Source organism: Rhodococcus sp. Ni2, assembly GCF_021352185.1.
Taxonomy (GTDB): domain Bacteria; phylum Actinomycetota; class Actinomycetes; order Mycobacteriales; family Mycobacteriaceae; genus Rhodococcus_F; species Rhodococcus_F qingshengii.
Genome location: NZ_WOXZ01000003.1, coordinates 357477 through 369611 on the forward strand (window position 1 = coordinate 357477; position 12135 = coordinate 369611).

Sequence of the window (12135 nt, forward strand, 5' to 3'; positions counted from 1 at the left end):
CCTGTGTGACGCGCCGACGAGCGAGCGAATATCCTGTAGAGGTGAACTGGACTGTCGACGTGCCGATCGACCGCTTGCCCGAACTCCCGCCGCTGCCTGCCGGACTGCGTAAGCAGCTCGACGAGGCGCTCGCGAAGCCCGCTGCTCAGCAGCCCTCGTGGCCCGCTGACCAGGCGGCCGCCATGCGGACTGTGCTCGAGAGCGTGCCTCCCATCACGGTGGCCAGCGAAGTCGAGGCGCTGCAAGAGCGTCTCGCGCAGGTCGCGCGTGGTGAGGCATTTCTGCTCCAGGGCGGTGACTGCGCCGAGACCTTCGCGGACAACACCGAGCCGCACATCAAGGGAAACATCCGCACGTTGCTGCAGATGGCCGTCGTGCTCACCTACGGTTCCTCGATGCCGGTCGTCAAGGTCGCTCGCATCGCCGGCCAGTACGCCAAACCGCGCTCGGCCGACATCGACTCGTTGGGTCTGAAGTCCTACCGCGGCGACATGATCAACTCGCTCGTCGCCGACGAGGCAGTCCGCGCCCACGATCCTTCGCGACTGGTGCGTGCATACGCCAACGCCAGCGCCGCGATGAACCTGGTTCGCGCACTCACCGGCGCCGGCATGGCCGACCTGCACAAGGTGCACGATTGGAACCGCGAATTCGTCGCAGCGTCTCCCGCGGGCGCACGCTACGAGCAACTGGCAGCCGAGATCGACCGCGGCCTGCAGTTCATGAACGCGTGTGGCGTCACCGATCCGAGCCTGCACCAGGCACAGATCTTTGCCAGCCACGAGGCCCTGGTTCTCGACTACGAGCGCGCGATGCTGCGTCTCGACAACGACAGCGATCACCCCAAGCTCTACGACCTGTCGGCTCACTTCCTCTGGATCGGTGACCGCACTCGTCAGCTCGACGGCGCGCACATCGCCTTCGCCGAGTTGGTGTCCAACCCGATCGGCCTCAAGATCGGCCCGAGCACGACGCCGGAAATGGCGGTGGAATACGTCGAGCGTCTCGACCCCACCAACAAGCCAGGTCGTCTGACTCTGATCTCGCGCATGGGCAACGGCAAGGTCCGCGACCTGCTGCCGGCGATCATCGAGAAGGTCCAAGCCACCGGTCACCAGGTCATCTGGCAGTGCGATCCGATGCACGGCAACACCCACGAAGCCTCCACCGGGTACAAGACGCGCCACTTCGACCGCATCGTCGACGAGGTTCAGGGATTCTTCGAGGTCCACAACGGTCTCGGCACGCATCCGGGTGGCATCCACGTCGAGCTGACCGGTGAGAACGTCACCGAGTGCCTCGGCGGCGCGCAGGACATCTCCGACCTCGATCTCGGCGGTCGCTACGAGACGGCGTGCGACCCCCGATTGAACACCCAACAGTCGTTGGAGCTCGCGTTCCTCGTGGCCGAGATGCTGCGAGGCTGAAACCTTGCTTCGCCGAAGCTGATTCGCGCCGGCATTGATTTCCGGCAAACGCCCTCACCCGCTCGCGCAGGTGGGGGCGTTCGCTATTGCGTGAATCGTGTGACGAATCGGCGCTGCCAGGGCATTTCGACGGCGCGAGGTGAGTAACGCGCGCGAACGTACGCGGTGGCGTCCTTACTGGGCACTCCGTCCATGACGGCAAGAGCGGCCAACGCTGTTCCGGTGCGGCCGTATCCACCACCGCACGCGATCTCGACTCTTTCGGTTTCCGAGCGCACCCACACTTCGTGCAGGGCCCTGCGCAGCGCATCGGGATCGCTCGGCAACCAGAAATCTCGCCAGCGGACCCACTCCGACTCCCACTCGGTGTCGGGAGGTTCTTTACCGGTCAGATAGACGCCGAAGGTGGGGAGAGGTCCGGAAGGAAGTGGATTGCGGAGTCCTCGACCCCGAATCGATCTCCCCGACGGCAAGTCGAGTATCCCAATGCTCTCGGGTTCCCACGTGGCCATGAATTCAGATTAGGCCGAAGCGGACTGTCAGGGAATTGCGACGACGCTGATGTCGGTGCCCTTGGCAACGAGGTCGTTCTTGACGCTCTGGCTGATGATGACCGAGCTGTCGTTCTGGGTGAGCTGACGCACGGTGATCTCGAGGCCGAGGCGGCCGAGTTCTTCGCGTGCTGAGGAGACGGAGCGGCCGATCAGCGAGGGAACCTTGACGGAGTCGGAGATGAGGAGAACCACGGAGGTGCCGGCGTTGACGGAGGACCCGACTGCGGGATCGGTGCCGATTACGCTACCGCCCTCGACGGCGTCGTCGAACGTTGTTCTGGTGGTGCTGACTGAGATGCCTACCTTGTCGAGGGCGGCGCGCGCAGCGTTCTCGGACATGCCCTTCACATCGGGAATGTCCACGGGCGGTGACCCTTTGGATGTGATGACCTTGACCGAGGAGCCCACGGCAACTTCGGTTCCCGGTGCCGGGTCGAGCGCGGCCACGCCGCCGATCGGGATCTTGGAGCTGAATGTGTCCCCGCCGTCGACCGCGACGAGAGTGCGGTCGGCGAGTTGTGCGACCAGGGCCGAGACGTCGCCGCCGGCCGGAATGGGCGGGACAGTCGGACGCCCGAGCGAAGTCAGTAACGCCACGGTCGAGCCTTTGGTGACCCTCGAGCCGGAGGCCGGGTCTGTCCCGATCACCGTGTCGATGGGTTGGGCGTCGGAGTACTGACCCTGGACGTCGGGGGAGAGCCCGGCGTCCTGCAGAGCGGTGACCGCAGTGTCCTTGGTCAGCCCGTCGATCGAGGGAACGGCTGTATAGCGGCCCGATCCCATCCACCATCCGCCGAAGCCCAACGCGAGCGCGAGGACCGCGATGACGAGCAGCCAGATCAGGGTGGCTCGTCGCGATTTACGACGTGCCTCGACAAAATGAGCATGCGGATCGTCGTGCCCCGGGTGGTCGTCGCCGAAATCGGAACCGTCGTCGAAATCCGAGTCACCGTCGACCGTCGCCGGACGAGCAGTTTGTGCGGTGACCGCGCGAGTGTGCTGGATACCGCCAGGGGGAGGAGAGCCCGTGCCGAGCGCCGTGGTGGCTGCCACAGCCGGGGCCACGCCGGACGCCAATACCGTCGTGGCAGCAGGGTTCGGGCGCGCAGCAGAGTTCGGATGTACCTCCGTGGGAGGCGCGGGCGCCGGTTGTGGCCGGGCCGGGGCAACTTGCGCGCTCTGGTGCTGGGCGCTTCGACGCGGAGCGGGAACGCGGTATGACGGAAGTTCCAGTTGCTCGCTCACACTGCGAAGTGCAGCTGCCATCTCACCGGCGTCGGCGAAACGATGTGCGGGCTCGCGGTGAGTGGCTTCGGCGACCAGACGATCGAACTGCGCCGGTACACCGGGGATACGTGAACCTGGGCGCGGGACATCGTCGTGGATGCGTTGGTAGGCGATGGAGAGTGACGTATCGCCGGTGAACGGTGTTGTACCGGTGAGAAGTTCGAACATCAACACACCGGTCGAGTAGACGTCGCTTCGAGTGTCGGCAATTCCTGACGTCACCTGTTCCGGCGACAGATAGGCCGCGGTGCCGAGGATCACGCTGTTGGAGGTGGTGGTTGCTGCCGCAGCTGCACGCACCAATCCGAAGTCGGCGATCTTCACTTCGCCGGTGTCCGAGATCAAGATGTTCTCGGGTTTGACGTCACGGTGAACCAGTCCCGCTCGATGCGCCACCGCCAACGCGTCCAGGACAGGTGCCACGACTGCAGCGACTGCGTGTGGCGGCATCGGTCCGCGCTCACGAAGGAGTTCACGCAAGGTGCCACCGTCGACGAGTTCCATCACGAGGAACACGTGATTGCGATCGCTGCCTTGGTCGTAGACGGCCACAAGGGCCGGATGCTTGAGTCGGGCCACGGCCCGGGCCTCGAACTCGAAACGAGTCAGGAACGCTGGATCGCCGGCGAATTGCGGGTCCATCACCTTGATCGCGACAGGTCGATCCAACCGTGTATCGAGGCCTCGATACACGGTCGACATACCGCCGCGCGCGATCGGTGCGTCCACTCGATAGCGGCGCTCGAGCATTTCGCCGATCAACCCTCGACCTCCGTAATGACTGTTCCTCCGTGCTTGCGATCTGCGTGCTTGTGATCTGTCTGCTTGCGGTCTAGGTGGTAGCTGTCGGCATGTGGGTGGTTGTTTACCGCGTACTGGCTCCCGCAGTGAGGGCACCCATTTACATCCACCGCGAAATCCCGGTTACTGATACGCCGCATCCCGTCCATCGTAGCCAGCGATACCGACGCGGAAGTCTCGAGAACGTCACAGAGCGCTGTGACCTGAGCGGAGCGGCAGTTTCGAGCACTGCACCGGGCGGTACACAGCGGGCTCGCCGGACCGGATAAACTTCTCGCGGTGAGCGCGATTCCTTATTGTGATGATGTCCTGGATTCTTCGGTTTCCCTGTTCCAGCTGGTGGATGTGGCGAAGAACGTCGGGTTGCCGGTGAGCAAGGTTCACCAGTTGCTTCGCGATCACAAGATCATCGCAGTCAAGCGGCATGGCGTTCTCGGTGTCCCCGAAGTGTTCTTCGGCGAGGACGGCCAGATCGTCAAGTGGCTGCCCGGTCTGCTGGCGGTGCTGCACGACGGCGGCTACACCGATGTCGAAATCCTCCGCTGGTTGTTCCTGGCCGACGATTCCCTGCCGGGGCGCCCGGTGGACGCACTGCATGGTGATCTCGCGCGTGAGGTCATCCGCCGCGCACAGGCCATGGCTTTCTGAGCTGCCGGCCTTCTGACAACTCACCGCATGCGGTTTTTCGCCGCGTAGGTTGCCGACCGGACCAGACCCGGCGCAGCGACTCGAAGTCGCGTGCGTCCTGGAACGGACACACGTCGATGCAGTATCCGGAAGTCGGCGCGCTCGACCTGGTCGAGAATTGCTCCGTACAACACGAAAGCCGTGCGGATCGACGGCTGGACCCGCCGATCGAGCATCGGGATGCCAGATTCGGCAGACCGATACCGCCCCCGCGTCACGGCAATGAAGTGTGCCAGCGCGCGCTTGACCCGAACGTCCACCGTTCCGGTTCTGCGCCCGTGCTCGAGCATCTCGATGTCGACCCCGAATGCGGCGAACTCGCCCGCCGGTAGATACAGACGTCCCCGGTCGAGGTCTTCACCGACGTCGCGGATGAAGTTGGTCAGCTGAAACGCCTCACCGAGATTCGACGCGGGCACTACCGCTTCCTGCTGCGGAACGCTCACTCCGAGAATCGGGAGCATCTGCAAACCGATGACGACGGCAGAGCCGTACATGTACTCGCTGAGTTCGTCCATCGTGTTGTAAACGGGTCGAAACTTCGCCGTGTCGGGGGCGTCCATCCGCATGGACTCGAAGAAGGCGTCGAAATATGCGCGCGGGATGTCGAACGTCTTCACAGCATCCGCGAAGGCCGGGAGTACGCGTGTCAGGTCGAGGGGAACCGTCGACGGGAAGCCACCTGTCGCAGTGGGGTTGTCGAGTGCGTTGACGGCTGCACGTTCGACGTCGGCGAGCACCGTGCCTCGTTCATGCGGACCCGAGGGTTCGTCCACGATGTCGTCGACGACGCGAGCAAATGCGTAGAGCGCGTGAACTGCGCGGCGTCGAGGTACGGGCAACAACCGGGTGGCCAGAAAGTACGTTCGGCCGTGTTCCCTCGTCACGTCCTCGCAGAATTCATAGGACGCAGGCAGTGCGTTCATGACACGCGGATCACGCAGATCCTGACGTCGAGGGCGCCGAGGCGGCTGACGTCATTTCGATCGGTTTCTCGTGTTTGCGTCCACGAAGTCGCAGTGGGTCTTCCGTCTGCAAGGACATCGCCGCGATCACGGCAGCGACGATGGCCAGAGCCACGTGCGGGAAGGTGTACAGGCCGATCGATCCGTCCGGCTGGAACACCAGCATCAGCCAGGTGGACAGCCCGGTCAGTACGGCGAGAGTCGTCGGCGACATTGCGAAACCGGCCGCTACTGCCAGCGGCCAGGAGTAGTACCAGGGGAGTGCTGCGGGGGACAGAACGACGATGGCGACCATCACGATCACGATGCCCATGACGGCGTCGCGTTCGGTCTTGCGGTAGCGCCACCACACGACGGCGATGATCGCGATCAACACAACCGCCGAGATGGTCCGGGAGACTTCGAGGATGTCGTTGAAATGGTCGCCGGCGAACCAGGAGGTTGCCATGGTTCCGATGTGCGCCACGATCGTGGGCAGCGAGAGCCAGTTGATGATCTTTGCCGAACCGGAGAGTGCCGTCGTCCAGCCGAGGCCGACTCCGGCGATCAGTGAGGTGGATCCGAGTACCGCCACGAACACCGCGAAACCTGCGCCGGCTGTCTTGACGAACGATCGGATCGGTGACGCCGGTTCTCGCCCGGCCGCTGCGGCGTCCTCCCGATCGTGGATCATCCAGATCCAGACTATGAAGGGAAGTGCGACGCCTGCGGTTGCCTTGATCGCGACGGCGAGCGCGATCAGCCCGATCCCGAAGAGGTGCTTGCGTTCGAGAGCGAGCGCAATGCCTGCGGCCATGAGGCCGACCATGAGCATCTCGTTGTGAACGCCGCCGATCAGGTGGATCAGGACGAGGGGATTGAGTACTGCGAGCCACAGGGCGATCGAGGTGTTTCCGCCGAGCTTCGTCGCGAGATGGGGAACGGCCCACATCATCAGGGCGAGTCCGGGCAGCATCGTGATCCGCAACAGCATCGTGCCGGCGATGACGTTCTCGCCGGTCAGCCGAACGATGGCGTCGGCAAGGAGAAGGTGAACCGGACCGTACGGGGTAGTTGTCGTCGTCCACACGTTGGAGACGTTGTCGAGCAGGATTCCCGGATTGACGACGGGGCCGACGGCATACGGGTCGAAGCCGTTGCGCAACAACGCGCCTTGCGCCAGGTAGGAGTAGGCGTCACGGCTGAACATGGGCACCGCGAACAGCAGCGGAAACGTCCAGACCGGGACGACGTAGCGCAGGCCGCGCAACGAGACGTCACCGCGCAGAGTCGAGCGGCCCAGTCGAACCCAGGCGGCGATCATGCACAGGACACCGATCCAGACGATGGCCGCCGACAGAATCGATCCGTGGCCGAAACGGAGCCAGGACAGATGCATCGACTCGAGCAGCGGATCTTGGCGCCGGACGCTACCGGCACCGAATCCGCCGAAAGTGATCATGACTGCGCCGAAGAAACCGAGCAGTGCACTGTGACCTTCGGGAGTCCGAAGGAAATTGGCGGCCCTTAGGTGCCACGGTCTTTCAGTGGCTGCGGCAGAGGACGTCATCGGTGCAGGTTCCTCCCCCGAGGAGATCGGTGTCGATCGGCGCGTGCAGCGCCCGAGTCGGTGAATCGTGGATGAATGGTCGGTTACGAGGGGCCAGTTTAGTTGCTCGCACGAGTGCCCACCGCGCTGGCTCGCTCGCGTGTACCGGTAATACGTTCGGCGGCGAGCCGTCCGGACAGCAGAACGGTCGGTACTCCCACCCCCGGAACGGTTCCCGATCCGGCGAGAACGACGTTGTCGAAGCCGCGGGCGAGGTTCTTGCGTCGGAACGGCCCCGTCTGGGTGAAGGTGTGTGCCGCTGCGAACGGGCTACCCGCGGCCATGCCCTTCTCGAGCCAGGTCTGCGGGGTGTCGACGTGATCGATCTCGAACCCTTCGACCAGTCCCGTGTAGCCACGTTCTTGCAGCGTGAGGATGATTTCGCGCACGTAGGGCGGGCCGAGAGTCGACCAGTCGAGACTTGCACTGTCCAGATTCGGACACGGCGCGAGGACTGACAGCGGTTCACGGATTCGGCCGTCTCGCGAGAAGGCCAGGCTCGGATCGGTCTGTGCCGGTCGGGTGACGAGCAGTGACGGATCACTCATCAGTCGCCCGCGGCCGCGGCGTGCCGTGATCTCGGCGAAGGTACGCTTCCACGCCTCGCCGAAGTCGATCATGTGGTGTCGCTGCGCGGGCCATTCGTCGGCGACCGCGGAGGAAACAGTGCCGTGAATCACGACAGCGGACGGCGATGTACGCACCGGGCGCGGACGCAATCGCGTATGCGGGCGCAACAGCGAGTCCGTGACGGCCATGTCGGGAGTGAGGACGGCGGCGTCACAGTCGAAGCGCTCGCCGTCGCGTGTGTGAACGGTGTGCACGCGCCGTCCGCTCACCTCGAGGCGTTCGACAGTGCGGCCGAGATGCAGAATTCCGCCGGCCTCGGTGAAGGCGTCGGCCATCGACTCGGCGATCGTGCGCATCCCGCCCTCGGGGAAGTAGACGCCGAGTGAGGTGTCCATGTGAGCGATCGCCCCGTACACCGCGAGGGCCCGAGACGGAGCAACGCCCGCATACAGCGCTTGGAAGGTGAAGATCCGCCGGAGGCGAGGGTCGCGGATCTTGCGATCCACCTGCCCGCCCAGTCTCCCGAATCCTCCGAGTGCGACGAGCCGGCTCAGATCTTTGACTGCGTCACGCGAATTGACCAGTCCGAGGGGAGAATCGAAGTCGGCGTCCATGAAGCGGTCGAATTCCGCGTCGAAGATCCGGTTCAGCCATCGCCGCAACGCACGGTATCGCTGCGCTTCTTCCGGCCCGCAGACACGGGAGACCTCGGCAGCCATGTCTTCTGGATCGGCGTGGACATCGAGAGCGGTGCCGTCTGCGAATCGCGCGTGGTACGTCGGATCGAGCTTGTGCACAACGAATTTGGGGTTTGTCGAGGCTGGGTCGGCACCGACGGCGGCAAGCGCGTCTTCGACGAGTTCGGGCATCGTGAGCACCGTTGCGCCGTTGTCGATGCTGTAGTCATTGCCCTGGTAGACACCGACTCGCCCACCGACCGAGCTGTTGCTCTCGAGAATCGTGACGTCGCGGCCGGCGCCACGCAGATACAACCCCGCAGACAGTCCGGCAAGTCCCGCGCCGACGATCACGACTCGATCGGTCGGCGAGCTGACGGTTCGAGTGCGGTGCACGTGTGCCACGGTCAGTAGCTTCGCTTCGTGGCCGCGATCGCCATGTCGGTCAGGCGAGCCTTGGACTCTGCCGTTGCCGTGCTCGAGTCGAGGGCGTTCGCAGCTGCCTCGACGAGGGTGTCGATCTGCGTTTCGACGTCGGTGACGGCGCCCAGATCGGTGATCACCTGGCGCAGAGTGTCGACCTCGGTGTCGGTCAGCTGGGTGCCGATTCCGTTGCGGAGCAGTTCTGCTGCCGCCGGATCTGCGGCGTCGGCGCGGGCAAGCGCCATCGCGAACAGGACAGTTCGCTTACCGGCGATGAGATCGTCGCCCGACGGTTTGCCCGTGACGGACGGATCTCCGAAGACACCGAGCAGGTCGTCGCGAAGTTGGAAGGCGATACCGATGTCCGTGCCGAAGGTCCGGTAGGCGTCGACCAACTCGGCGTCCGCACCGAACAGCGCGGCGCCGAGGTGCAGTGGGCGTTCGATCGTGTACGCGGCGGTCTTGTAGCGGTTGACCCGCATGGCTGCCTCGACGGTCTCGTCGCCTCGGGCTTCATTGCTGATGTCGAGGAATTGGCCACCGAGCACCTCGGTGCGCATTGCCGACCAGACCGGGCTGACACGTGCGGCCGCATCGGGGCTGATCCCGGATTCTCGGATCATGTCGTCCGCCCAGGCCAAGGCCAGGTCGCCCAGAAGAATGGCGACGGCCTCGCCGAAGTGCGCGGAATCGCCGCTCCACTCCTCGCCTCGGTGCTGGTCCTCGAATTCGACGTGAACGGTCGGGAAGCCGCGCCTGGTCGTGGATGCGTCGATGATGTCGTCGTGGACGAGCGCGCAGGCCTGCACCAGTTCGAGGGCGGCGCACGCACGAATCACCGCGTCTGCGTCCTTACCGTTCGGGTCGCCTCCGGCGCCGAGCCATCCCGTCCAGGCGAACGACGGTCGGACGCGCTTTCCTCCGCGCAGGACGAAGGCCTCGAGGGTGCTGACGGCCTCCTCGTATCCACCGCCGATGTTCGAGACGAGTTCGCGGCGTGAAGCGAAGAAGTCGCGGAGCGCTGCTTCGAACAGACCTGGCAGTTCGAGTGAGGTCGGATGCGGTGCGGTGTTGGTCGAACTCTGTCCAACGCGCGCGGTTCCTGCGGACAGGGTGGCCTCCAAGATCGGTATGTTCTCGCGCCGGATGGTTACACGGAAGCGAGCTTGGGGCCCAGCTTAGTAGGGGTTGGATTCAACGGCGGGTCGGGCCGTGAACTGCGCGATCCTGACATTCGGGATACGCAGTACTGGGCGATGAGCTTGTTTGCAGCTGGAAAACATATGCTTGACCGGTGACATTCGATCCAGTCAGGGGCCGCTCCAGCGAGGGGTGGGCCACCCGAACACCGTCGATCGTCGATCGGATCGCTTCCTCGACAGGTAGCCGTATTCCGTTCTCGGTCGAGTTTTCGCCGCCGCGTGACGCGGACGCCGAAGCGCGCCTGTGGCGTGCGGTGCGTACCTTCGAGCGGCTCGGACCGGCGTTCGTCTCGATGACCTACGGCGCAGGTGGCTCGACGCGCGATCGTACGGTGCGTGTCACCGGCGAACTTGCCGAAGAGACGACCCTGCTGCCGGTTGCTCACCTGACTGCTGTCTCACACAGCACCGAAGAGCTTCGCGCCATGGTCGGTGCCTACGCCGATCGTGGGATCAGCAACATCCTCGTATTGCGCGGCGATCCGCCCGGCGATCCGCTCGGCGAATGGAAGAAGCATCCCGAAGGCGTCGAGTACGCCGAGGAACTCGTGCGGATGGTCCGTGACCTGGGCGACTTCCACGTCGGCGTCGCGTCGTTCCCCGAGGGGCACTACCGCGCTCCGGACTTGGCATACGACACGAAGTACCTGGTGTCGAAGTTGCGTGCCGGCGCCGAGTACTCGATCACGCAGATGTTCTTCGACGTGGAGGACTACCTGCGTCTTCGTGACCGGGTGAGTGCGTACGACGCAGAACAGGGCGCCAAGCCGATCATCCCGGAGATCATGCCGGTGACGTCGCTGCGCTCGGTGCGGCGCATGCTCGAGCTCTCGGGCTCGTCGTTGCCCCCCGCTCTCGAGCGTCGATTCGACGCCGCGGCCGGAAGCGGTCCGGACGAGAACCGTGCAGCGGTCCGCGAACTCGGCATCGATCTGGCCACCGAGATGGGTGAGCGGTTGATCGCCGAAGGCGCTCCGTGCCTGCACTTCATCACTTTGAACTTTGCGCGCGCCACCAGTGAGGTCCTCGAGCGACTCGGTCTCACCCCCGACACCTCTGTCGGGACAGCACAAGCCGTCTGATCCCGGTTGCCCCGCTCGACACCAATCGAGTGGGGCAATCGAGTGGGGCAATCGCCAGGCGCTACTTCGTGGTGTTTTTCGGATTCCTGTTGTCAGCTTGCTTGCTGGCAGGTGATTTCGTGACAGGCGTCTTCATGACCGGTGCTTTCGCTGCGGGCGCGCGCTTGATCGGTGCTCGATTGCGCGCCATCCAGGCCATCGCACCGACGACAATCGCGACACCGAGCGCCAGCCCGGCCATGATTCCTGCCCACCCGGCGAAGCTTCGGGTGCTTGGGTCCGCGTAGTTGACCTCGGCGCGCATTGTCGACACCTCGCCGGCGGGCAAGGTCCACGACACCCGGGAATCGCCGTCTCGTGTTCCGTTGGTCGTGCCGACCCGTGCCGGGAAGGCGATGCTGACCTGGACGTCGGCGCCCTGAGTTGGAACCGTCTTCAGGTCTGCCTTGCCGTCGAGCGTGACGGTGTCCCCGGATCGCTTGAGGGTGATCTGGAACGACCCGGACCCCTCGGCGTACATGGAGCCCAGTTGGGCGACGTCACCGAAGGACAAGTCGCTGAAGAACGCCTGGCTGCCGACGTACCCGTCCTTCTTGTACTCCTGAACCCGTATCTTGTCCTCCAGCGACGAAGGTGGGGTCAGCTGCGGACCCTTGTCCGCCTCGTTCGCCGGAATAGCGGCAGCTACCACCTGTCCGGTCACACGATCGTTCGCGGACACTCCCATCGACACCTGCACGCGGATGCACCCGGCAAGCAAGGGAACAAGCATGAGGGCGAGCGCGGCAACCGTCAGGAAACGTTTCCGACTGGTCGGCTTGGCGGCGGGATCGGTGGACTGTTGCACAGTGGTCATCGTGCCAGCCGTGGCG

At 64.5% G+C, this 12135-nt stretch carries 10 protein-coding genes; 3 read left to right on the forward strand and 7 right to left on the reverse strand.

Annotated features, from left to right (window positions below):
* Positions 1–41: 41 nt before the first annotated feature.
* Positions 42–1427 carry a class II 3-deoxy-7-phosphoheptulonate synthase gene (locus tag GN300_RS28200; RefSeq protein WP_007730070.1) on the forward strand — a complete coding sequence of 462 codons (1386 nt, stop codon included), beginning with the start codon at positions 42–44 and terminating at the stop codon, positions 1425–1427.
* 83 nt (positions 1428–1510) lie between these two features.
* Here the strand turns inward: GN300_RS28200 and GN300_RS28205 are convergent, their stop codons facing one another.
* Both GN300_RS28205 and pknB read right to left on the reverse strand, forming a co-directional pair.
* Positions 1511–1939, reverse strand: a complete 429-nt coding sequence (locus tag GN300_RS28205) for a protein-tyrosine phosphatase family protein (protein ID WP_003941706.1) — start codon at positions 1937–1939, stop codon at positions 1511–1513.
* A gap of 27 nt (positions 1940–1966) precedes the next feature.
* Positions 1967–4030, reverse strand: coding sequence for a Stk1 family PASTA domain-containing Ser/Thr kinase (gene pknB / locus GN300_RS28210; RefSeq protein ID WP_082845757.1), 2064 nt, complete (start codon positions 4028–4030; stop codon positions 1967–1969).
* A gap of 318 nt (positions 4031–4348) precedes the next feature.
* Between pknB and GN300_RS28215 the strand changes: the two genes are divergently transcribed.
* Positions 4349–4717 (forward strand): Rv2175c family DNA-binding protein, encoded by a 369-nt coding sequence (locus GN300_RS28215; RefSeq protein ID WP_003941747.1) that lies wholly within the window; start codon positions 4349–4351, stop codon positions 4715–4717.
* Positions 4718–4737: 20 nt separating this feature from the next.
* Here GN300_RS28215 and GN300_RS28220 read toward each other — a convergent pair whose 3' ends face one another.
* The 4 genes from GN300_RS28220 to GN300_RS28235 all read right to left on the reverse strand — a co-directional run bounded on the left by GN300_RS28220 (position 4738) and on the right by GN300_RS28235 (position 10103).
* Positions 4738–5682: a phytoene/squalene synthase family protein gene (locus GN300_RS28220; RefSeq protein ID WP_007730072.1), complete on the reverse strand. Its 945-nt coding sequence runs from the start codon at positions 5680–5682 to the stop codon at positions 4738–4740.
* Between the two features lie 10 nt (positions 5683–5692).
* Complete coding sequence (locus GN300_RS28225; RefSeq protein ID WP_063316154.1) at positions 5693–7270, reverse strand: alpha-(1->6)-mannopyranosyltransferase A; 1578 nt, start codon at positions 7268–7270, stop codon at positions 5693–5695.
* A 98-nt stretch (positions 7271–7368) separates the two neighbouring features.
* Complete coding sequence (crtI, locus tag GN300_RS28230; protein WP_063316153.1) at positions 7369–8961, reverse strand: phytoene desaturase family protein; 1593 nt, start codon at positions 8959–8961, stop codon at positions 7369–7371.
* A gap of 2 nt (positions 8962–8963) precedes the next feature.
* On the reverse strand, positions 8964–10103 hold the full coding sequence (locus tag GN300_RS28235; RefSeq protein ID WP_007730074.1) for a polyprenyl synthetase family protein: 1140 nt from the start codon (positions 10101–10103) through the stop codon (positions 8964–8966).
* A 170-nt stretch (positions 10104–10273) separates the two neighbouring features.
* On the opposite strand from GN300_RS28235, the gene GN300_RS28240 reads away from it, so the two are divergent.
* The gene (locus tag GN300_RS28240) at positions 10274–11263 is read left to right on the forward strand and encodes a methylenetetrahydrofolate reductase (RefSeq protein WP_003941803.1); all 990 of its coding nucleotides are present in this window, start codon (positions 10274–10276) and stop codon (positions 11261–11263) included.
* A gap of 61 nt (positions 11264–11324) precedes the next feature.
* Here GN300_RS28240 and GN300_RS28245 read toward each other — a convergent pair whose 3' ends face one another.
* Positions 11325–12119 (reverse strand): hypothetical protein, encoded by a 795-nt coding sequence (locus GN300_RS28245; RefSeq protein WP_063892119.1) that lies wholly within the window; start codon positions 12117–12119, stop codon positions 11325–11327.
* Positions 12120–12135: the final 16 nt, after the last annotated feature.

What these genes read in the sequence shown, in the direction of transcription:
- GN300_RS28225 (WP_063316154.1), bottom strand. Translation starts at nt 7,270, where the DNA reads ATGACGTCCTCTGCCGCAGCCACTGAAAGACCGTGGCACCTAAGGGCC.
- GN300_RS28205 (WP_003941706.1), bottom strand. Translation starts at nt 1,939, where the DNA reads ATGGCCACGTGGGAACCCGAGAGCATTGGGATACTCGACTTGCCGTCG.
- GN300_RS28220 (WP_007730072.1), bottom strand. Translation starts at nt 5,682, where the DNA reads ATGAACGCACTGCCTGCGTCCTATGAATTCTGCGAGGACGTGACGAGG.
- GN300_RS28245 (WP_063892119.1), bottom strand. Translation starts at nt 12,119, where the DNA reads ATGACCACTGTGCAACAGTCCACCGATCCCGCCGCCAAGCCGACCAGT.